Below are 20,354 nucleotides of genomic sequence, written 5' to 3' on the forward strand. Positions count from 1 at the left end.
CTACGCCTGGGGTCCGGTCGCCTCCGCCACGACCAGGGCGATCGTGCGCGGGTCGCGGAGGATGCGGAAGTGGCCGCCGGTGGGCAGTTCGATGTTCTCGGCGCCGGGCAGCACGCTGCTCTCCGGGATGATCGGATCGAACGCGCCGTAGACCGAGGTGATGCGGTCGTTCACCACGTCCTCGGCGGCCAGTGCCGCCGTGATCGGGTCGTCGGCCCGGAACGCGCGGAGCGTGCGATTCGGGGCCCAATTGGCGTAGCGGCTGCCCGAGAACGGGGTGGCGATCGCGACCATCCGCACGAACCGGCGATCGGGATCGAGCTTCAGCATCGCGTACTTGCCGATCAGCCCGCCCTTGCTGTGTGCGGCGATGAACACGTCGTCGAGCCCGTGATCGGCCACGAACCGGGCGACGAGCTCGGCACTCTCGAGAACCGGGCGGCGGTTGTGTCCGAGGTCGGCGACGACGAACACCGGATGCCCCCGCTCGTGCAGTGCCTCGACGATCGGCCGCATGAAGTGCCAGGTCTCGTACACGCCGGGGATGACGACGCAAGGTCGCTCGGTGCCGGAGCGGTAGTCGCCCGGATCGGCGCGCGACGTCAGGCCGCTGAGGAGGAGGCGGCTGGCCGTCAGGTAGTCCTTCACCCACCACCCGGCACGATCCCACCAGTGCATCGTCATCGCGGCGTGTTCTGCACGTCACGGGCGGCGAAGGCCATGATGGCCCGGGCGACCCGTTCGCTCGCCGTGTGTTGCAGCACGTGACCGGCCTTCGCGATCTCGGCGAGCTCGCCGTCGGCGGCGCGGTGGGCCAGGTCGTAGCACCACCCGCGGCGCGCGATGGGGTCGTTCTCGCCCCGCAGCACCAAAACCGGACACGCGACCCCGCTGATCGCCTCCTCCGTGCGGTAGGCGAGCATCGAGCGCACCTCGGTGAAGAACCAACGTGGCCCGGTGCGCACGTAGTCGGCGGTGACGAGCGCGGCGGCCGACGGGGACTCGAGCACCAGGTCGCGCAGCAGATCGAGGCTCTGCTGCCGCGCGGTGCGGCGGTGCGGGTCGACGACCGGTGCCGCGAGCACGAGCCGTTCCACGAGATGCGGACGCTGCCGTGCCAGCTCGACGGAGAACTGCGCGCCCATCGAATGGCCGATCAGCACGGCCCGCCCGATGCGTCGATCGTCGAGCGTGCGGGCGATGGCCCGGGCGTAGTCAGGCACGGACATCCGTTCGCTCGGTCTCGGCAAGCCGCCGAAACCGGGAAGGTCGAGGGAGAGGACGGTCGCCGTGCGCGCCAGTTCGTCGTGCAGCCGGACGCTGTAGCGATGCGACATCCCGATGCCCGGAACGATCACGAAGGGCGCGTCGCCACCGTGGTCGTGCCCGGTGTGCACGACGACCTCGGCGGACTCAGGACGTGTCATCCCTCCAGCATCGGCCTCCCGGGGCCGCAGCGCACCGGGTCAAGGGGGATCCGCAGTCGATCCGTCCGCGCGACCGTGGGTCGAGGCATGCTCCGTAGACCACGGTCGGTGTGTTGTCGACCCCCCGCCGGTCTCGGTGTCACGACGTACGGTGAGGGCATCGGATCGTCGTCGAAAGGAATCTCATGGATCTCGGACTTCTTGCTGGCTACCGCCTTCCTCCCGCCATCGCGGAGGCATTCGGAGTGAACACGGCACAGGAACTCGCCGACCAGATCGGTGTGACGAAGCGTCCGACACCGGATCTGTCGGGCAGCGCCGACGCGGCGTATCAGGCCCTGAAACGGGGCGACACGGGCCCGGCGCGCGCCCTGCTCGTGCAGAAACTGGGCGTCAGTGAAGCGAATGCCGACGCGGCCCTCGCGAAGCTCCCCCCGCTCTGACGCGATGACAACCGGCGAACGCGGCACGTCCGACCGTCGTGACCTCGCCGAGGCCGAACTCATCGCCGACACGGCACGATCGACCCGGCGTCGCGCGGAGCTGGAGCGGCATGCCGCCGTGCTCTTCCTGGCCGCCGCATCGACGATGGCGATCGTCTGCGGGGCCGTGATCGTCTCCGGCTGGTTCGCCGGAGTGCTCGTGGATCGCTGGGAGCGGCTCTTCTGGGCGGGCGCGCTGCTCGGCGGGGTCATGGTGGCCGTCTTCGCGGCGGCCGCCGCCCCCGGGGGAGCGGATGCCCGGCGTGCGACCACCCGGATCGCCTGGCTCCTCCGCATCGGCCTTGCCCTGTTCGTCGCGGCACCGGCACTCTGTGTAGTGGCCCTGATCGGCGACTTCTACCGTCTCTGAGCCCCCCCCGGCGGAGTGGCCGGTACGAGGCACCCGCGATCAGGGGAAGGGGGTCGGGGTGCCGTCGGCGGCATCGATGAGAGTGACGTCGATCAGCGCCCCGGCGTGGACCATCAGGGTCAGGAAGGTGCAGCGCGGTTGCCGACGCCGATCTGTGGGGGAGCCCGGGTTGAGCAGGCGCAGGCCGCGGCGCGTGGTGGAGTCCCACGGGATGTGACTGTGACCGAAGACGAGCACGTCGGCATCCGGGAAGGCGGCGTCGGCGCGTGCCTCGCGACCCGTCGCCGGGCCGGTCTCGTGGATCATCGCGAACCGGAGACCCTCGATCTCCAGCCGGGCGACCTCGCCGAGACGGGCGTGCAGACCGGGGCCGTCGTTGTTGCCGGCCACGCCGACGAGTCGGCGCGCTCTCGCCTCGAGCGCGTCGAGCGTCGCCTCGTCGACCCAATCGCCGGCGTGCAGCACGACATCCGCGTCGTCGACTGCGGCCCACACGGAGTTGGGCAGGCGGCGGGCTCGTTTCGGTACGTGCGTGTCGGCGAGCAGGAGGAGTCGGGTCACCATGTCGCCACCCTGCCACGAACGCGTGAGGGGCGCCGCTCGTCGCGGCGCCCCTCATCGATGCTGATCAGTGCTTGAACGCGTCTTTGACGTTCTCGCCGGCCTTCTTCACGTCGGCCTTGCTCTGGTCGGCCTTGCCCTCGGCGACCTTGGAGTCGTCGCCCGTGGCCTTGCCGAAGGCTTCCTTGGCCTTGCCGCCCAGGTCTTCGGCTGCGTTCTTGATCTTGTCGTCTACACCCATGGTGAGCTCCTCCTGTGTCGAATCCGCTGATCGCGGTTTTTTCCAGTGTGCTCCGGTCGCCGAAATCGGCCACTCTCGTTCAGCAATCTCCAGGAGAAGGCGTCGGGTCAGGCGAAGCGGGGGCGCTCCCGGAGCGCTGCGGAGAGGGTGTCGCGAAGGCGCATGACGCGGTCGGCGGGTGAGCCGAGCCCGGCGACCTCGAGGCGTCCGCCGTCACGGCGCTCGCGGCTGGTGTGCAGATGGCGGAGCATCGTGAGGGAGAAGTCGACCAGGCGGGCCGACTCGTCCTGGATCGCAGCGTGTTCGGGGCAACAGCGCAGATCGAGCAGCCAGCCGTGGAGGCGGGCGAGCTTGACCTGCATGCGGAGGCTGCGCCGGGCGGCGGCGGTGCTGCCGTCGCCCCAACCGGCCACGAGGTCGTCGACGTCGGCGAGGGTCTCGACGGTCTCGTCGAGCACGGCGAGCATCGAGTAGGAGGCGCCTAGGCACGAGCCCGTGAACTCTTCCGGGAAGCCTTCGGGCTCTGCAGAGCGCCCCCGGGGGAAGGGGAACGCGATATGCATCCTCGGCCTCCGATCCGACGCCCGCTCCCCGCGGCCGCTCGTGTGCGGTCACGTTATTCCGCGGCGCCGAGGACGTCAATGCCACCACCGTCCAAAGACCTTGCCGTATTCATATGACGCGTCATATGATGACGTGGAGCACGAAGGAGTCCGCGATGAATCCGATCCACAGGGTCGAGGTCTTCAGCACGGGGCAGGTCGAGATCCGGCCCGAGCACGCGGCGGCGACCCGCGCCCCGATGGCGTGGTGGCTGACGACCTCCCGGCGCTGGACCGCGCCGCGACCGATCAACGTCTACGTCATCGAGCACGAGCGCGGGATCGTCCTCTTCGACACCGGCCAGGATCGCGCATCCGTCACCGACCCCGCCTATTTCCCCCAGGGTCCGGCCGGATTGCTCTACCGGCGTCTCGCGCGCTTCGCGATCGACGCCGACCAGACGCTGACTGCGGGGCTCGAGCGGATCGGGCTCGCGGTGTCCGACATCGAGATCGCCGTGCTGTCGCACCTGCACCAGGACCACATCGGAGGACTGGGCGAATTGGCCCGGGTCGGCGCCGCGCCCGGTGGCGACCGTCGCCGGCCGCGCATCCTGGTCGATCCGGCCGAATGGGCGACCCTCGACCGCCCGTTGCCGGAGCTCGCCGGACTGCTCGAGTCCCACATCCGGCTCGACGGCCTGAACTGGGAGACCGTGCGCTGGGGGCCCGCCGACACCTCCGTGGAGCCCTTCCGCCGCGCGCACGACCTGTTCGGCGACGGCAGTCTCGTGCTTCTGCCGACCCCGGGTCACACGCCGGGTTCGCTCTCGCTGCTCGTGCGGCGCCCCGGTGTGGCGCCGATCCTGCTGGTCGGCGACCTGACCTACGACGTGCACCGACTCGAGCACGGTGACGTGCCGGGGGTCGGCAACCGCGCGCGGCTGCGGTCGTCGAGCCGCATGGTGGCCGAGCTGGGCACGAGGATGCCTGGGCTCGTCGTCGCCGCCGCTCACGATCCGGGTGCCGAAGCCGCCGTCCGGGCGGCGGCCGCCGGCGGAGTGCGCGGATGAGGCGCGCCGAGCAGCTCCGCTACCTGGTGCTCGCCGTGCAACGCGAGGGCAACCGACAGCTCGCGGCGGCGCTCCGGCCGCTCGGGCTGACGCCCTCGCAAGGCGAGGCCGTCCGGGTCATCGGCGACTTCGGGCCGCTCAGCCTGCAGGACGTCGGCCGGCTGCTCATCTGCGAGAACGGCACCAATCCGAGCCGTCTGATCGACCGGCTCGTGGAGGCGGGACTCGTGTCGCGCGAGGTGGCCGTGGACGACCGCCGCCGCGTCACCCTGACGCTCACCTCGGCCGGGAGAGCGGCCGAGGTGGCGGTGCGCGCGATCGAGGAGGAGCTGTACCGGCAGATCGACGCCGTGCTCGAAGTCGCCGTCGGCAGCGACGTCGACGCGGCCATCGCCCTGCTCGCATCCCTCGCCTCGAGCACCCCGGCCGCGGAGGCTCTCGCAGGTCGCGGCCTCCGTCGCTGACCCTGCCTGCCGTACCGGTCCAGGGGGGTACTCCCGTTACCGGTCACGCCAGTGACTCCCGGCACCCCTCTCGACGGGGTTGAATGGATGGCGATGCTTACTGTGAACGCTTACGCCGCCCCGTCCGCCACCGAACCCCTCACCCGCACCACCATCCAGCGCCGCGATCTCGGCCCGAAAGACGTGCTGATCGAGATCGCCTACGCCGGAATCTGCCACTCCGACATCCACACCGTCCGCGGCGACTGGGGGCCGCAACAGTACCCGCTGACCGTCGGCCACGAGATCGTCGGCTTCGTCACCGAGGTCGGCTCCGAGGTCTCCCGCCATCAGGTCGGCGATCGCGTGGGTGTCGGCTGCATGGTGAACTCCTGCCGCGAGTGCGCGAACTGCCTCGCCGGCCAGGAGCAGTACTGCCTCAAGGGCAACACCGGCACCTACGGCTCCGTCGACCGCGACGGCACCATCACGCAGGGCGGGTACTCCACCCACGTGGTGGTCGACGAGGACTTCGTGCTGCGGGTGCCCGAGAACATCCCCTTCGAGGCCGCCGCGCCGCTGCTGTGTGCCGGCATCACCACCTACTCGCCCCTCGCCCACTGGAACGCCGGCCCCGGCAAGAAGGTCGCGGTCGTGGGCCTGGGCGGTCTCGGCCACATGGCCGTCAAGATCGCCCATGCCATGGGTGCCGAGGTCACCGTGCTCTCGCAGACCCTCAGCAAGAAGGACGACGGCCTGCGCCTCGGCGCCGACCACTACTTCGCCACCAGCGACCCGGACACCTTCGAGCACCTCGCGAACAGCTTCGACCTGATCATCAACACGGTGAGCGCGGTGATCGACCTCGACGCCTACCTCTCGCTCCTCGCCCTCGACGGCACCCTGGTGAACGTCGGCGCGCCGCCGGAGGCTCTGCCGATCCACGTCTTCACGCTGTTCGGCAACCGCCGCTCCTTCGCCGGATCGGGCATCGGCAGCATCGGCGAGACCCAGGAGATGCTCGACTTCTGTGCCGAGCACGGCATCGCTCCGGAGACCGAACTGGTCGCGGCCGACTACATCAACGAGGCCTACGAGCGCGTGCTGGCGTCGGATGTGCGCTACCGCTTCGTGATCGACGTCGCCACCCTGAAGTAGCCGGCGGGCGGACGCGCGTCTAGCGCCACTCGCGCGCGGCGCGCTCCGCCCAGTACTGCTCGGGCGGCTCCGCGAGGGCTTCGAGCTGTTCCACCGGGACGGCCGGAGCCTTCGCGTCCAGGTTCGAGCGCAATTGCTTGCGGGTGACCGCCCCGCTCACCACGATGTCGGCCCACGGATGCGCCACCGCGGCGCCGATGGCGAGTCCCTCCAGCGGCTGTTCGTCGCGCGCGGCGAGAGCAGCGGCATCCGCTTCCCGGCCGCCCGCGGTGCCTTCCGCGCTGAGCCGGCCGTTGGCGAGCACCTCCTTCACCACCACCAGCCACCGTGCGTCGTTCGCCCGCTCGAGGGCAGGGCCGGCCGACTGTTCGAGCAGGTTCCACGTGCTCTGCACCGCGGAGAACGGGGAATCGGGCAGGGCGAGCGCGGCGTCGATCACGGCGGCCTGCTCCGGGCCGCTGGTGGAGAAGCCGACGCGCACCCCGCTCGCCGCGAGCTCGCGCAGGCGGTCGAGGAGTGCTCGGTCGCCGAGCACCGGGCTGTCGGGGGTGAGGGAGTGCACCAGGTAGACGTCGGGCTCCGTGCCGAGCGCCTCCACCGTCTCGGGCCACTGCCGGTCGAGCATCGCGAGGCTGTGCTCCTTGCGCTCGTGCACCGGCGCATCCATCCGCCAGTCGCCGACGTATTCGTAACCCCATTTCGAGCCGATGGTGAGTTCGTCACGGCGACCCGGATGTGCGGCGAGCCACGATCCGAGGAACTGCTCGGCCAGGCCGTACGAGCGCGCCGCATCGAAGTAGCGGATGCCGAGCCACCAGGCCGCCTCGAGCAGACCGTGGGCGCGGTCGCGCATCGCCTCGACGGTGCGGTCGTCGCCCGCCCCGAGGTCGCCCTCGCGGCCGGCCGTGATGTAGGCGGGACGGCCGATGGCCGCGAGGCCCAGCCCCAGTCGGGAGGCGAGGTCGCCCACGCCCTCGTCGTCGGGTTCCTGCGTGTCGGTCACGCGTCCGACTGTATCGCCGACGACGGGCCCAGGTCTCCACCACCGGGGTCGCCGGCCGCGGCTCCCTTGAGCTCGACCAAGATCGTGTGGGTCGGTGTGCTCCCGGTGTTCTCGCCCGAGTGGCGCTGCGCGGGCAACCAGACGGCGACACCCTCGGGGAGCTCGGTCGTGAACTCCCGCCCCCCTGCGGAGAGCCGGCGCGCGAAGGAACTGAGCGTCACCATCACGGTGTTCGGATGCTCGTGCGGCGTCGTGCTGTCACCGGCCTCGTCGCGGTACTCGAGAACGCGCACGAACTCGTTCTCCCAGAGCGTGCGGTAATGCTCGGGATTCGTCAACACCGGGTCGTCGGTGACCATGGCGAGACTGTACGCCCGCCGCGGGGCGGAGCGCTAGGGGACTCGAGTTCCGGCGTTCCATAATGGAGCACCGTCGACGATGACAGTGAGGCACCATGCAGTTCCACCACCACGGCTACGTGTCCGGCGATCCGCGGATCAGCCCCGCGGCCGGCACCGGTATCGATCGTCCCGCCGAGGTGCCCGAGGAGGTCGATGTGCTCATCGTGGGAGCGGGGCCCGCCGGCATGATCCTGGCGGCGCAGCTCTCGCAGTTCCCGAGCATCACGACGCGGCTGGTGGAGCGCCGACCGGGGCGACTCGCCATCGGTCAGGCCGACGGTATCCAGGCGCGCAGTGTCGAGACTTTCCAGGCCTTCGGGTTCGCCGGCCGGATCATCGACGAGGCGTACCGCATCACGGAGATGAGCTTCTGGGGCCCGGATGCCGCCGACCCCTCGCGGATCGTGCGCACCGACCGGCCGGTCGACGACGCCACCGGGGTGAGCGAGTTCCCCCACCTCATCGTGAACCAGGCGCGGGTGCTCGACTACTTCGCCGAGGTGATGGCGTTCTCGCCGACGCGGATGACGCCCGACTACGGCCTGGAGTTCCTCGGGCTCGAGGTGGCCGACGCGGCCGACGCTGCCGACCACCCGGTCACGGTCACCCTGCGCGAGACCGCGGGCGAACGCGAGGGCCGGGAGCGGACGGTCCGCGCGAAATACGTCGTCGGGTGCGACGGCGCTCGCAGCGGCGTCCGCGAGGCGATCGGACGCCAGCTCGTGGGTCAGTCCGCCTCGCACGCGTGGGCGGTGATGGACACCCTCGCCGTCACCGACTTCCCCGACATCCGCACGAAGTGCGCCATCCAGTCGCAGGCGGGCAGCATCCTGCACATCCCGCGCGAGGGCGGTCACCTGTTCCGCATGTACGTCGATCTCGGCGAGGTCGCCGCCGACGACCACGGCGCCGTGCGCGGGACGACGGTGGAGACCGCCATCGCCAAGGCGAACCGTATCCTGCACCCCTACACGCTCGAGGTGAAGGATGTCGCGTGGTACAGCGTCTACGAGGTGGGCCACCGCCTCACCGACACGTTCGACGACGTGCCCGCTGAGGAGCCGGGCCGCACGCCCCGGGTGTTCATCGCGGGCGACGCGTGCCACACCCACAGCGCGAAGGCCGGCCAAGGGATGAACGTCTCGATGCAGGACGGCTTCAACCTCGGCTGGAAACTCGGCTCGGTGCTCATCGGGCGCAGCCCCGAGACCCTGCTCGCGACCTACTCCGCTGAGCGGCAGGTGATCGCGCAGAGTCTCATCGACTTCGACAAGAAGTGGTCGACGCTGATGGCCAAGAAGCCCGAGGAGTTCGACGACCCGCGGGAACTGAGCGAGTTCTACGTGCGCACGGCCGAGTTCCCCGCCGGATTCATGACCGAGTACCCACCGTCGATGCTCATCGGCGCGGCGACGCATCAGGCCCTCGCCTCCGGATTCCCGATCGGCAAGCGCTTCAAGTCGGCTCCCGTCGTGCGGGTGGCCGACGGCAACCCGATCCACCTCGGCCATCACCATCGCGCCGACGGGCGCTGGCGCCTGTACGCGTTCCCCGGCGCGGCGGCGGCGACTCCCGCCGGCGACCCGGCCTTCGAGGCGTGGGCGGAATGGCTCGCGGTCTCACCCGACTCGCCGGTGGTGGCGTACACGCCGGCCGGCACCGACCGCGACAGCGTCTTCGACGTCAAGGTCGTCTACCCGCAGGCCCACACCGAGGTCGACATCGCCACCGTCCCCGCGATCTTCGTGCCGCGGGTCGGCCCGTTCGGGCTCGTCGACTACGAGAAGGCCTACGCCGCAGCGCCCGGCGCCGACATCCACGACCAGCGTGGCGTCGACCGGCGCGACGGATGCGTCGTGGTCGTCCGCCCCGACCAGTACGTCGCGCACGTGCTCCCGTTCACGGCCACGACGGCGCTGGCCGAGTTCTTCGCGGGCACCATGCTTCTCGCGCATGAATGATATGCTCAAGATATGACTAGTGCGGACAGCCGAATGAGAGAAGGCAGAACACGCGTGGCCGACCTCGCGGTGGCCCGCGAGGACCTGTTCATGTTCGTTACTCCGACCGGATTGCAGGTCGAGAGAGAGCGGCGCCATGGAGAGGAGGATCAGGAGGCGGAAGCGGCTTTCCGCGAAGTGGACGACGCGATCGAACAAGCGGCGACACGTCACCGCCTCTCTGAAACGGACGTGCGCACCGGGTATGCACAACGAGCATTGATCGAGGGTGTCGCCGCTATTGTGCCCGCCGCAATGGGCGCAGGCCTGGGTGAGGGGCTGAGTTCCGTGACCTCTAAACTCCTCGGCGATTTTCTTTCCGCCACCATACGGGCCGGGGTCGACGCCTCTGCCATTCTCAGCGCAGTATCGAAGGCGCTGGATAACTCGTCGACGGCGCAAGCAGGCCATCTCTCGGAATCAGACTCCCGCTTCATCGAACAATTCGGTGGGATCGACGACCCTGAGTCCGGTTCGGGAAGTGAGCGGCTTTCGGAACTCGTCGCCGAACAGGCCGCCCGTGACGATACTGCGTTCGTATCAACCCGCAACGTCGCTGACCTCCTCGGTGTAGACGAGAGCCGAGTCCGACATCGAAAGAGTGCCGGTCTGCTTCTGTCGACAAAGATGGGCAAGGAGCTGCGTTACCCGCGCTGGCAGTTTGTGATGTCGGCCACGGGCACGACAAGCGTCGTACCGCATCTGGCCGAGATCGCCGAGGTCGCTGCAGACATGCACCCCGCCGAACTGGCTTCACGGATGATGACCGTTCAGAACTCCCTCCGCATCGACGGCGAAATGGTCACGCCCGTCGACTGGCTCGTTTCCGGCGGAGACGTCGAATCCGTCTTGGACGTGCTGATCGACGACCTCTCGTGGTGAAGGCCCCATCGCCTCCCGTAGCCCTGGCAGTCGACCCCGGCGTCGACTTTGTCTCTCACACGGGCGTCCTGTGGCGAATCAACAGAATCTCGGGTGAGCATGCCCTGCCTTGGGATGAATTGCGATACTACGGTCCGGTGAGGGGCATGCGATTCGACCCGCATCCCCGTCCTCCGGGCATCCATGATCGCGGAATCATGTATGCGGCGGGTGACTTCGCGACGGCGTTCGCGGAGGTCTTTCAAGCATCACGCGTCATCACGCGTTCCCCTGACGCCGAACTCATCGGCTGGCAACCCGTGCGGGCCCTCAGCCTCCTGGATCTGACGGGAACCTTCCTCTCGCGTAACGGGGCCTCAGTGGCTCTGACGACAGGTCCGAAGAGATACACCCAAGACTGGGCGCATCTGATCGATTCGACACTTGGTGACGCCATCGACGGGATCAGATACATCTCTGCGATGACGGGACGAACGGCAGTCGGATTGTTCGAGGGTTCGAAGCACGATCCGTCGTTCCCGCTTCGAGCGGGATTCCAGCAGGTGCTCAGTTCGCCGTCGCTCGGGCGGATAATCGCCCGCGCCGCCACCGACCTCGGGTTCGGAGTGCGATAAGTACGCGCATCGATCGGTGATCGAGGGCATTAGCCGAAGGCCTGGCGGTCGTGTACCAGAAGATATACGATCCTGGCATGACCGACAACGACCGTCGTCCGGGCAAGATCATCGCGGTGCACCTCAACTATCCGAGCCGCATCGCGCAGCGTGGTCGCAAGCCGACCCACCCCTCCTACTTCCTCAAGCCCAGCTCGTCGGTCGCTGCGAGCGGAGACGTCATCGAGCGGCCGGCCGGCACCGAGCTGCTCGCCTTCGAGGGCGAGGTGGCCCTCGTCATCGGTACGACCGCCAAGAACGTCGATCCCGCGGAGGCCTGGTCGCACGTGGGATCGGTCACCGCCGCCGACGACTTCGGGGTCTACGACCTGCGCGCGGCCGACAAGGGCTCGAACCTCCGCTCGAAGGGCGGAGACGGGTTCACCCCGCTCGGCCCCGACCTCATCGACGCCCGCACGATCGACCCGGCCGCCCTGCGCATCCGCACCTGGGTCGACGGGGTGCTGGTGCAGCAGGACACCACCGCCGGACTCGTCTTCCCCTTCGATCAGCTGATCGCCGACCTCTCGCAGCTCCTCACGTTGGAACCGGGTGACGTGATCCTCACCGGTACGCCCGCGGGGTCGAGTGTGGTGGCGCCCGGGCAGACAGTGGAGGTCGAGGTCGACGCCCCGGATGCGCCGGGCACTCCCTCGAGCGGCCGACTCATCACCCGCGTGGTGCAGGGGTCCGTGGTCCCGGGAGCCTTCGGTGCCGGCCCGCAGCTCGACGACCTGCAGCGCGCCGAAGCCTGGGGCAGCCGGGAGGCGGCGGGCCTGCCGCCCGTACCGGAGCGGTTCGTGCTGACGCCGGAGCTGCGCGACAAGTTGTCCTCGGTGGGCACGGCCACGCTGAGCGCCCAGTTGCGCAAGCGCGGTCTGGACACCGTCACGATCGACGGCGTGCATCCGACGCATCCGGGGGAACGGATGATCGGACGCGCGCGCACGCTCCGGCTCATCCCGAACCGCGAAGACCTCTTCGAGTCGCACGGCGGCGGGTACAACGCCCAGAAGCGCGCCTTCGACACGCTCGGACCCGGAGACGTGCTCGTGATCGAGGCCCGGGGCGAGGCAGGCACGGGCACGGTCGGCGACATCCTCGCGCTGCGGGCTCAGGTGCTCGGCGCGGCCGGAATCGTGACCGACGGCGGCATCCGCGACCTGGCCGCGGTGACGGCGCTCGCCATCCCCGCCTATTCGCGGGGCGGGCATCCGGCCGTTCTGGGTCGCCGGCACGTGCCGTGGGACACCGATCTCACCATCGCCTGCGGCGGCACCGCAGTGCAGCCCGGCGACGTCATCGTGGGCGACGACGACGGGGTGATCGTGATCCCGCCGCGCTACGTCGAGGAGGTCGTCGACGCCGCGATCGTGCAGGAGCGCGAGGAGCGGTACATCGCCGACCGGGTAGCGGCCGGCGAGAGCGTCGAGGGCCTGTACCCGATGGACGCGGCGTGGCGGAAGCGCTACGAGGAGCAGGCGCGATGACCGGCATCGACGAGCGGGAGGGAAAGCGGATGTCGGGCGCGGCGGATGCTCCGAGCAGCAAGTCCGAGCGCGCCTACTCCTTCGTCAAGGCACGCATCGAAGACGGGAGCTACACGCCCGGGTTCCGCCTGGTGCTCGGCCAGATCGCGAAGCAGCTCGACGTCAGCGTGGTGCCGGTGCGCGAAGCCATCCGCCGACTCGAAGCCGAGGGGCTCGTGACCTTCGAACGCAACGTCGGCGCGCAGGTGGCGATGGTCGACGAGCGCGAGTACTACTACACGATGGAGACCCTGAGCCTCGTGGAAGGCGCGGCCACGGCACTCTCCTCCCCCTTCGTGACCCCCGGCGACCTCGGTCGGGCCCGCGCCATCAACGCCGAGATGATCGACTGCCTGGAGCATTTCGATCCGCGCCGCTTCACCGAGCTGAACCGGGCCTTCCACTCGGTGCTGTTCGAGCACTGCCCCAACCCCCACGTGCTCGACCTCGTTCATCGCGGCTGGAAGCGACTCGCGGTGCTCCGTGACTCGACGTTCAGTTTCGTGCCCGGCCGCGCCCGCGAATCGGTCGCCGAGCATGAGGAGCTGCTGCGGCTGATCGAGTCGGGTGCCGCCCCGCTGGAGATCGAACTGGCGGCACGCGCGCACCGCACCCGCACGCTCGACGCCCTGCTCTCCTATCAGGCCGCCCACCACACCGAAAGCGTCCGCCGATGACCGCCTTCCGCACGAATCCCGGGGCGATCCGCGGATCGATCGCCCCCTTGATGACCCCCTTCACCGCCGACGGCTCCGTCGACCACGAGAGCCTGGCGAACCTCGTGAACTGGCAGCTCGCCAATGGCACCCATGGGCTGTCGATCGGCGGCTCGACCGGGGAGCCGGCGGCGCAGAGCAACGAGGAGCGCCTCGCGGCGATCGAGACCGTGATCGCGGCCGGCGCCGGCCGCGTGCCGGTGGTCGCCGGCACGGGCAGCGCGAGGCTCGACGAGACGATCGAGCTGACGGCGGCGGCACGGGATGCCGGCATCGACGCCTCCCTCATCATCACGCCCTACTACGCCCGCCCCACGCAGGAGGCGCTCTACGTCTGGTACAAGACGATCGCGGCCGAGTTCCCCGACCTGCCGATCCTCGCCTACAACGTCCCCGTGCGCACCGCGGTCGACATCGCGCCCGAGACCATCGCGCGCCTCTACCGTGACGTCGACAACTTCGTGGGCGTGAAGGAGACGACCAAGGACTTCGAGCACTTCTCCCGCGTCATCCGACTCTGCGGCCGCGACCTCGTGGTGTGGTCGGGCATCGAGTTGCTCTGCCTCCCCCTGCTGGCGCTGGGTGGCGCAGGCTTTCTCTCCGCCACCTCCAACATCGCTCCCGCCGCGCACGCCCAGATGTACGAGTTGTGGCAGGCGGGCGACATCGAGGGGGCGCGCGCGATCCACTACGGACTCCATCCGCTCGTCGATCTGCTGTTCGTGGAGACCAACCCTGCTCCCGGCAAGTGGGTGCTCGAGCACCGCGGCCTCATCCGCTCGGGATTCGTGCGGCCGCCCCTCATCACCCCGACCGAGGCCGGGCTGACGAAGATCCAGGCGTACCTCGAGCAGGGCGCGGACTACCTCACGCCCGTGGGCGACTTCAGTATCGGAGGGGAGGGATCATGACCACGCAGGCCGAGTCCCCCGCACGGCACGTCCCCGAGGGCCTGCCGGAACGCATCCAGCACTACGTCGGCGGCGCCTTCGTCGACAGCGTCGGTGGCGAAACCTTCGACGTGCTCGACCCGGTGTCGAACGAGACCTACGTGACGGCCGCGGCAGGCCAGAAGGCCGACATCGACCTCGCCGTCGCCGCCGCGCGCCGCGCGTTCGACGAGGGGCCGTGGCCGCGCATGTTGCCGCGTGCCCGGTCCCGCATCCTGAATCGCGTCGCCGACATCGTGGAGTCGCGGGATGCCCGTCTCGCCGAGCTGGAGTCGTTCGACTCGGGCCTGCCGATCACTCAGGCGCTGGGCCAGGCGCAGCGGGCGGCCGAGAACTTCCGCTTCTTCGCCGACCTGATCGTGGCGCAGACGGATGACGCCTACAAGGTGCCGGGCCGTCAGCTCAGCTACGTCAACCGCAAGCCGAAAGGTGTCGCCGGGCTCATCACCCCCTGGAACACCCCGTTCATGCTCGAGAGCTGGAAACTCGCACCCGCCCTGGCCTCGGGATGCACCGTGGTGCTGAAGCCGGCCGAGTTCACACCGCTCTCGGCGAGCCTCTGGGCCGATATCTTCCGCGAGGCCGGTGTGCCGGACGGTGTGTTCAACCTGGTGAACGGGCTGGGTGAGGAGGCAGGCGACGCGCTGGTGAAGCATCCGGATGTCCAGCTCATCTCCTTCACCGGCGAGTCGTCGACCGGGCGGGTGATCTTCGCGAACTGCGCGCCGACGCTGAAGGGCATGTCGATGGAGCTCGGCGGCAAGTCGCCCGCCGTGGTGTTCGCCGACGCCGACCTGGATGCCGCGATCGACTCGACCCTGTTCGGCGTGTTCTCGCTGAACGGCGAACGCTGCACGGCCGGATCGCGCATCCTGGTCGAGCGCCCGGTCTACGACGAGTTCGTGGAGCGCTTCGCGGCCCGCGCGGAGGACATCGTGGTGGGCGACCCGCACGACCCGAAGACCGAGGTCGGCGCGCTCGTGCACCCCGAGCACTTCGCCAAGGTGATGAGCTACGTGGAGATCGGCAAGAGCGAGGGCCGCCTGCTCGCCGGCGGTGGCCGCCCGGCGCACCTGCCGACCGGCAACTACGTGCAGCCGACGGTGTTCGCCGACGTGGCTCAGGATGCCCGCATCTTCCAGGAGGAGATTTTCGGCCCCGTGGTGGCGATCACGCCCTTCGACACCGAAGACGAGGCGCTGGCTCTCGCCAACGGCGTGAAGTACGGGCTCGCCGCTTACATCTGGACCTCGAACCTCGAGCGGGCGCACATCTTCGCCCAGGCGGTCGATTCGGGGATGGTGTGGCTGAACTCGCACAACGTGCGCGATCTGCGCACCCCGTTCGGCGGCGTCAAGGCGTCGGGACTCGGCCACGAGGGCGGTTACCGCTCCCTCGACTTCTACTCCGACCAGCAGGCCGTGCACATCTCGCTCGGCCCCGTGCACACCGCCCGATTCGGCGCCCACTGACGCGACGCGGAAGGACAGTTCGATGACGAACGACATCCCCACTCCCACGGCGACCCCGCCCGACATCCTGCGCTGCGCGTCGATGGAGATCGTGGTGACCGACCTGGCGCGCTCGCGCGAGTTCTACGTCGACGTCCTCGGTCTCGTGGTGACCGAAGAAGACGAGAACGTCATCTACCTGCGCACCTTCGAGGAGTTCATCCACCACAACCTGGTGCTGCGCCAAGGCCCGGTCGCGGCTGCCGCGGCGTTCGCGTTCCGGGTGCGCGCGCCGGAAGACGTCGACCTCGCCGAGGCCTATTACCGCGAACTCGGCTGCCGCACCGAGCGCCGTGGCGACGGCTTCGTGAAGGGGGTCGGCGACTCGGTGCGGGTCACCGATCCGCTCGGCTTCCCGTACGAGTTCTTCCACAAGGTGGAGCACGTCGAACGCCTGGCCTGGCGCTACGACCTGTACGGCCCCGGCGCCCTGGTGCGGCTCGACCATTTCAACCAGGTCACTCCCGACGTGCCGCGAGGCCGGAAATACCTCGAAGACCTCGGCTTTCGCGTCACCGAGGACATCCGGGACGCCGACGGCGTCACCTACGCGGCCTGGTTGCGCCGCAAGGGCACCGTGCATGACACCGCGCTCACCGGCGGCGACGGACCACGGATGCACCACATCGCCTTCGCCACGCACGAGAAGCACAACATCATCGCCATCTGCGACAAGCTCGGCGCCCGGCGCCGCTCCGACTGCATCGAGCGCGGCCCGGGCCGACACGGCGTCTCGAACGCGTTCTACCTCTACCTCCGCGACCCCGACGGCCACCGCGTCGAGATCTACACGCAGGACTACTACACCGGCGACCCGGACAACCCGGTGGTCACCTGGGACGTGCACGACAACCAGCGCCGCGACTGGTGGGGCAACCCGGTCGTCGCCAGCTGGTACACCGAGGCCTCCCTCGTGCTGGACCTCGACGGCGATCCGCAGCCCGTCGTCGCCCGGGAAGCGCCGTCCGAGCTGGCCGTCACGGTCGGCGCCGACGGGTTCTCCTACACGCGGGCAGGTGACACCGCGCAGGGCTTCACGCACGGTTCCCCGCTCTGAGGTTCGGTGCGCCGCCGCAGATTCTTCTCGGAGTCGCGTCATGAAACGACCACGTCCGCGTCTCTTCGAGTGAGAGGCGCGGCACGGCGTGTAACCCATCCCCCCCACCCGACGAGCTGCGCCTCTCCGCGAACTTCGAAGCGAGCGACCTGACGACGACGGCGATGGGCGGCGATGGTGAACACCCGACAAGATCACGACCCCGAGAACACTCCCTGCGAGCCGGATGCCGAGCCGTGGCGGGAGACGGCCCCGGGCGGGACGGCGACAGACCCGCGATCGGGCACGACGTCGACGCGGGTCTTCGCCGCGAGCAGGCTGCGGCTGCTGCCCTCCGCGCTCGCAGGTCTCTTCCGCGACGAGCGGGAGACCATCACGCGGCTCGAGATCAGCGACGTCTGGGTCTACGCCACGATGGGCTGGCACCAGACGTTCCTCTGGCACCGCGGGCAGGTGCGCTTCACGGTGTCACCGGAGGACCGCACGATCACCGTCGAGAGCTTCGGCGAATCCGTGCGCCTTTCCTGCCCCTATTTCTCCCGCGCGCTCATGACGGAGCTGCGGGAGCGGCTGGCTGACCGGTTCTGACGTCAGTTCTGCGCGGGCAGCTTCTTCACGCTGTCGAACAGGAACTTGTAGACGAAGCCGGCGATCAATGCGCCCACGATCGGGAACACGATGAACACCCAGAGCTGAGCCAGCCAGTCGCCGCCGCCGTAGATCGCGGTGGCGATGGAGCGGGCCGGGTTGAGCGAGGCGTTGTCGATCGGGATGGTCACCAGCAGCATGATCGTGAGCGTGAGGCCGATGGCGATGGGCGCGAAGCCGTGCACCGCGCGCACGTGCGTCACGCTCAGGATCACCAGGAGGAACAGGAACGTGATGATGATCTCGGCCGCGATCGCCGAACCGATGCCGAAGCCGCCGGGGGAGTGCTGGCCGAATCCGTTCGAGACGAAACCGCCGGCGACGGCCTTGTCGAGGAATCCTTCGGGGCCGCCGGACGCGAGCGCGAAGACGGCGGTGGCGCCGAGGATGCCGCCCACGAGCTGGGCGACGATGTAGCCGACGGTGTCCTTCCAGGCGAAACGGCCGCCGGCGGCGAGACCGAGGGTGACGGCCGGATTGAAGTGGCCGCCCGAGATCGGGCCGAAGGCGTAGGCGCCGATCATCACGGTGAGGCCGAGGGTGAGTGCGACGCCGAGGAAACCGATGCCGAGGGGGTTGGAGTCCCCGCCGAAGACGGCCGAGAAGGTCGCGGCTCCGACCAGGGCGAAAACGAGCAGGAAGGTCCCCGCCACCTCGGCGATCAGCTTCGCGGCGAGGGAGGGTTCCGTGGGCTCGGGGGCAGCAGGATATGACATTGTTCCATCCGATTCTTCGACGGTGAAAGAAGGCGGCCCGGTGCCGCCGTGACGCGGCCCGAACGGCCGACTGCTCCCGACACTATCGGCTGGGTGTTTCCTGTGGATGTCATGAGTCGACGTGTGTCGTCGACGGATGCGGCGACCTCAGCGGCTGAGCGCCGCCACGACCAGTGCTGCCGTGCCACCCAGGAGGACGACGCCTCCCAGTACCTGCACCGCACGGTTGCGGGAGATCCGCTCCCAGCCCGTCTCGAGTTCGGGGCGGTGGAAACGGCCGCGCTTGTGGGCCTTCGGAGCCTTCGGAGTCTTCGGGGCCACCCGGGCCTCGTCGGCGACCGGATGCGCCGGGGCCGGAGTCTCCCGCAACTCCGGTCGCGCGGTGGTCACGTCGAGCTCCCAGAGGAGGTCGTCGAACGTCGGCTCGTCGGTGGGGGTGTCGCTCGGCTGTCGCATCGGTTCCTCGTTCGTCATGATTTAGCGCTCATCGAGCGTAGCTGGGCGTAAGGCCGGTCGCGATGGGGAGCGCTCCCCATCGGCGGGAGCAGCAGTGGATACCACCCGTCAGCCGGTCGGGGCGTCAGGAGAGTCCTGCGGCGTAGGCCGTGAGCGAGCGGCGATACCGCGTGAGGTGAGCGGCCAGCGCGGTCAGCGCCACCGAGACCGCCTCGCGCTCGCGACCGGAGTCCGCCAGAGCGAGGGCGAGGAATCCTGCCACCGCGTCGTCCAGTTCGTCGGAGGGCCGCCGGCTCTCCGCGGCAAGCAACTCGACGCTCTCCTCGGTCTGGCCGAGAGCACGCAAGGAGCTGGCGAGCTGGATGGTCGCCTGCCGCCGACGCGAGGGGTCGAGCCCCTCGGCATCCTGGTCTGCCGCCAGGGCGAACCGATACAGAGGGATGGCCTCGGCGGTGCGTCCGGCGGAATCGCGGGCACCGGCCCGTTCGAACGCACCGGTCGCGCTGTTCTCGGGGAGCTCCGTCACCAGCGCGTCGACGGCCGCCACGAAGGCGTTCTCGTCGAACTCGTCGAGACGCTCCCAGAGCTCCTCGACGCGCGCCTCCCATTCGGGGGTGATGGATTCCATCCCTCCAGTCTCCCACCCTCATCACGTGCCGGCCACGCCCTCCCCTGCCACGGGGCGCATCTGCGCGGCGAACCAGTCACGGCTGGCCTCGAGCGAGAGCCACAGACGCTTCGCCCGAGAGCTGCCGATCGGTCCGCCCTCGAAGACCTGGCGATGGCGCACCCAGCCGATGGGGCCGAGTGCCGGATGTCGCCGGCTCAGCACGTGCCAACGCGCCTCGTCGATCTGTACGAAGTAGATGTCGGGCTCGCTCACGAGAGGTCTTCGGAGCGGGCGCCAGGTCGGATGGGTCGCCCGGAAACGGACGCTCGCGGCGTGGGCGCTTCCAATGTCGGAGGTGCGGCGCACAATGGGCCACATGAACAACATGGAGATCTGCGAACGCTGTGAGGGTTCGGGAGCCGACCCGATGCAGACCCTCGTCGACGATCTGGTCGAGCTGTGCATCGAGTGCCGTGGAGACGGCGTCGTCGTGAGTGTCGACTACATCGAGCGCGAGGAGCTGCTGCCCCTCTCCGCGTGATGGTGCGCGACGTTTCATGGTGTCCACATGAAACGAACAGGTAACGAATCGATGTTGGCGGTGCGCAAAGCCTCCAAACGCGGGACGATTCTCGGAGGAGGATTGGGATGGGAAGACACTACCGACGTAGCGTTTCGTCCCAGCCTGCCGTGGTCGCCGAACAGGATTCGGCCGATCCCTATGCCGCCTATCTGAGCTGGGTCGAGCGCGGCAAGCCATCGCTGAACGGCGGGGGTGCGGCATCCGCCCGGCCCGAGGCCGGAACCGTCCTTCTCACCGAGCACGTTCAAGTGCAGGAACTCTCGGGTCTTCTCCCCGTGCAGCAGAAGACCTCTCCCTGGCAACGTCTCGTCGGCGCCTTCCGTCGGTGACGGCGGTCCGCCC

27 protein-coding genes are annotated in these 20,354 nt (G+C 69.2%); 16 read left to right on the plus strand and 11 right to left on the minus strand.

Translation table 11 applies throughout. From position 1 onward, the window contains the following. Entirely contained in the window at positions 1-684 is a 684-nt protein-coding gene (locus ACFJGU_RS08680) for an esterase/lipase family protein (RefSeq protein WP_382309488.1), read from the minus strand. Then, positions 681-1,427, minus strand: coding sequence for an alpha/beta fold hydrolase (locus ACFJGU_RS08685; RefSeq protein WP_382309490.1), 747 nt, complete (start codon positions 1,425-1,427; stop codon positions 681-683). Before ACFJGU_RS08685 ends, ACFJGU_RS08680 begins: the two co-directional genes overlap by 4 nt. A 185-nt stretch (positions 1,428-1,612) precedes the next feature. Between ACFJGU_RS08685 and ACFJGU_RS08690 the strand changes: the two genes are divergently transcribed. Further along, positions 1,613-1,870, plus strand: a complete 258-nt coding sequence (locus tag ACFJGU_RS08690) for a hypothetical protein (protein ID WP_382309492.1) — start codon at positions 1,613-1,615, stop codon at positions 1,868-1,870. A 4-nt stretch (positions 1,871-1,874) separates the two neighbouring features. Then, complete coding sequence (locus tag ACFJGU_RS08695) at positions 1,875-2,279, plus strand: hypothetical protein (protein WP_382309494.1); 405 nt, start codon at positions 1,875-1,877, stop codon at positions 2,277-2,279. A 39-nt stretch (positions 2,280-2,318) separates the two neighbouring features. On the opposite strand, the gene ACFJGU_RS08700 is transcribed toward ACFJGU_RS08695, so the two are convergent. The 3 genes from ACFJGU_RS08700 to ACFJGU_RS08710 all read right to left on the minus strand — a co-directional run bounded on the left by ACFJGU_RS08700 (position 2,319) and on the right by ACFJGU_RS08710 (position 3,644). Further along, on the minus strand, positions 2,319-2,843 hold the full coding sequence (locus tag ACFJGU_RS08700; protein WP_382309496.1) for a metallophosphoesterase family protein: 525 nt from the start codon (positions 2,841-2,843) through the stop codon (positions 2,319-2,321). A 64-nt stretch (positions 2,844-2,907) separates the two neighbouring features. Next, positions 2,908-3,081 carry a CsbD family protein gene (locus tag ACFJGU_RS08705; RefSeq protein WP_382309498.1) on the minus strand — a complete coding sequence of 58 codons (174 nt, stop codon included), beginning with the start codon at positions 3,079-3,081 and terminating at the stop codon, positions 2,908-2,910. 107 nt (positions 3,082-3,188) lie between these two features. After that, on the minus strand, positions 3,189-3,644 hold the full coding sequence (locus ACFJGU_RS08710) for a hypothetical protein (protein ID WP_382309500.1): 456 nt from the start codon (positions 3,642-3,644) through the stop codon (positions 3,189-3,191). 155 nt (positions 3,645-3,799) lie between these two features. Between ACFJGU_RS08710 and ACFJGU_RS08715 the strand changes: the two genes are divergently transcribed. The 3 genes from ACFJGU_RS08715 to ACFJGU_RS08725 all read left to right on the plus strand — a co-directional run bounded on the left by ACFJGU_RS08715 (position 3,800) and on the right by ACFJGU_RS08725 (position 6,297). Further along, complete coding sequence (locus ACFJGU_RS08715) at positions 3,800-4,696, plus strand: MBL fold metallo-hydrolase (RefSeq protein WP_382309502.1); 897 nt, start codon at positions 3,800-3,802, stop codon at positions 4,694-4,696. Continuing rightward, positions 4,693-5,160 (plus strand): MarR family winged helix-turn-helix transcriptional regulator, encoded by a 468-nt coding sequence (locus ACFJGU_RS08720; RefSeq protein WP_382309504.1) that lies wholly within the window; start codon positions 4,693-4,695, stop codon positions 5,158-5,160. Before ACFJGU_RS08715 ends, ACFJGU_RS08720 begins: the two co-directional genes overlap by 4 nt. Positions 5,161-5,253: 93 nt before the next feature. Then, positions 5,254-6,297, plus strand: a complete 1,044-nt coding sequence (locus ACFJGU_RS08725; protein ID WP_382309506.1) for an NAD(P)-dependent alcohol dehydrogenase — start codon at positions 5,254-5,256, stop codon at positions 6,295-6,297. A gap of 19 nt (positions 6,298-6,316) precedes the next feature. Here the strand turns inward: ACFJGU_RS08725 and ACFJGU_RS08730 are convergent, their stop codons facing one another. Then, positions 6,317-7,300: an aldo/keto reductase gene (locus ACFJGU_RS08730; RefSeq protein ID WP_382309508.1), complete on the minus strand. Its 984-nt coding sequence runs from the start codon at positions 7,298-7,300 to the stop codon at positions 6,317-6,319. Beyond that, positions 7,297-7,659 carry a cupin domain-containing protein gene (locus ACFJGU_RS08735; protein WP_382309510.1) on the minus strand — a complete coding sequence of 121 codons (363 nt, stop codon included), beginning with the start codon at positions 7,657-7,659 and terminating at the stop codon, positions 7,297-7,299. The genes ACFJGU_RS08730 and ACFJGU_RS08735 overlap by 4 nt, the downstream gene beginning before the upstream one ends. Positions 7,660-7,754: 95 nt before the next feature. Between ACFJGU_RS08735 and ACFJGU_RS08740 the strand changes: the two genes are divergently transcribed. From ACFJGU_RS08740 to ACFJGU_RS08780, 9 genes are all read left to right on the plus strand, one after another. Next, positions 7,755-9,662, plus strand: coding sequence for an FAD-binding monooxygenase (locus tag ACFJGU_RS08740; protein ID WP_382309512.1), 1,908 nt, complete (start codon positions 7,755-7,757; stop codon positions 9,660-9,662). Between the two features lie 54 nt (positions 9,663-9,716). After that, positions 9,717-10,583 carry a hypothetical protein gene (locus tag ACFJGU_RS08745; protein ID WP_382309514.1) on the plus strand — a complete coding sequence of 289 codons (867 nt, stop codon included), beginning with the start codon at positions 9,717-9,719 and terminating at the stop codon, positions 10,581-10,583. Further along, complete coding sequence (locus ACFJGU_RS08750) at positions 10,580-11,197, plus strand: RES family NAD+ phosphorylase (RefSeq protein ID WP_382310318.1); 618 nt, start codon at positions 10,580-10,582, stop codon at positions 11,195-11,197. Before ACFJGU_RS08745 ends, ACFJGU_RS08750 begins: the two co-directional genes overlap by 4 nt. A 77-nt stretch (positions 11,198-11,274) precedes the next feature. Continuing rightward, positions 11,275-12,726, plus strand: coding sequence for a fumarylacetoacetate hydrolase family protein (locus ACFJGU_RS08755; RefSeq protein WP_382309516.1), 1,452 nt, complete (start codon positions 11,275-11,277; stop codon positions 12,724-12,726). Beyond that, positions 12,723-13,442: a GntR family transcriptional regulator gene (locus tag ACFJGU_RS08760; protein ID WP_382309517.1), complete on the plus strand. Its 720-nt coding sequence runs from the start codon at positions 12,723-12,725 to the stop codon at positions 13,440-13,442. The genes ACFJGU_RS08755 and ACFJGU_RS08760 overlap by 4 nt, the downstream gene beginning before the upstream one ends. Next, positions 13,439-14,392 (plus strand): 4-hydroxy-tetrahydrodipicolinate synthase, encoded by a 954-nt coding sequence (gene dapA, locus ACFJGU_RS08765; protein WP_382309519.1) that lies wholly within the window; start codon positions 13,439-13,441, stop codon positions 14,390-14,392. The genes ACFJGU_RS08760 and dapA overlap by 4 nt, the downstream gene beginning before the upstream one ends. Then, a complete protein-coding gene (gene hpaE, locus ACFJGU_RS08770; protein ID WP_382309521.1) occupies positions 14,389-15,903 on the plus strand; it encodes a 5-carboxymethyl-2-hydroxymuconate semialdehyde dehydrogenase in 1,515 nt (504 codons plus the stop codon). The genes dapA and hpaE overlap by 4 nt, the downstream gene beginning before the upstream one ends. Positions 15,904-15,925: 22 nt before the next feature. Continuing rightward, positions 15,926-16,999, plus strand: a complete 1,074-nt coding sequence (gene hpaD, locus ACFJGU_RS08775; protein ID WP_382309523.1) for a 3,4-dihydroxyphenylacetate 2,3-dioxygenase — start codon at positions 15,926-15,928, stop codon at positions 16,997-16,999. A gap of 174 nt (positions 17,000-17,173) precedes the next feature. After that, the gene (locus tag ACFJGU_RS08780) at positions 17,174-17,587 is read left to right on the plus strand and encodes a hypothetical protein (protein ID WP_382309525.1); all 414 of its coding nucleotides are present in this window, start codon (positions 17,174-17,176) and stop codon (positions 17,585-17,587) included. 2 nt (positions 17,588-17,589) lie between these two features. Here ACFJGU_RS08780 and aqpZ read toward each other — a convergent pair whose 3' ends face one another. From aqpZ to ACFJGU_RS08800, 4 genes are all read right to left on the minus strand, one after another. After that, positions 17,590-18,363, minus strand: a complete 774-nt coding sequence (gene aqpZ, locus ACFJGU_RS08785) for an aquaporin Z (RefSeq protein WP_382309526.1) — start codon at positions 18,361-18,363, stop codon at positions 17,590-17,592. Between the two features lie 147 nt (positions 18,364-18,510). Next, positions 18,511-18,837, minus strand: a complete 327-nt coding sequence (locus tag ACFJGU_RS08790) for a hypothetical protein (RefSeq protein ID WP_382309528.1) — start codon at positions 18,835-18,837, stop codon at positions 18,511-18,513. 106 nt (positions 18,838-18,943) lie between these two features. Continuing rightward, a complete protein-coding gene (locus tag ACFJGU_RS08795) occupies positions 18,944-19,447 on the minus strand; it encodes a tetratricopeptide repeat protein (RefSeq protein ID WP_382309529.1) in 504 nt (167 codons plus the stop codon). 21 nt (positions 19,448-19,468) lie between these two features. After that, positions 19,469-19,702: a hypothetical protein gene (locus tag ACFJGU_RS08800; RefSeq protein ID WP_382309531.1), complete on the minus strand. Its 234-nt coding sequence runs from the start codon at positions 19,700-19,702 to the stop codon at positions 19,469-19,471. A gap of 103 nt (positions 19,703-19,805) precedes the next feature. Between ACFJGU_RS08800 and ACFJGU_RS08805 the strand changes: the two genes are divergently transcribed. Both ACFJGU_RS08805 and ACFJGU_RS08810 read left to right on the plus strand, forming a co-directional pair. Beyond that, a complete protein-coding gene (locus ACFJGU_RS08805; protein ID WP_382309533.1) occupies positions 19,806-19,970 on the plus strand; it encodes a hypothetical protein in 165 nt (54 codons plus the stop codon). A 149-nt stretch (positions 19,971-20,119) separates the two neighbouring features. Further along, positions 20,120-20,341 carry a hypothetical protein gene (locus ACFJGU_RS08810; protein WP_382309535.1) on the plus strand — a complete coding sequence of 74 codons (222 nt, stop codon included), beginning with the start codon at positions 20,120-20,122 and terminating at the stop codon, positions 20,339-20,341. Positions 20,342-20,354: the final 13 nt, after the last annotated feature.

The sequence above is a fragment of the Herbiconiux sp. UC225_62 genome (assembly GCF_042694625.1).
GTDB lineage: Bacteria > Actinomycetota > Actinomycetes > Actinomycetales > Microbacteriaceae > Herbiconiux.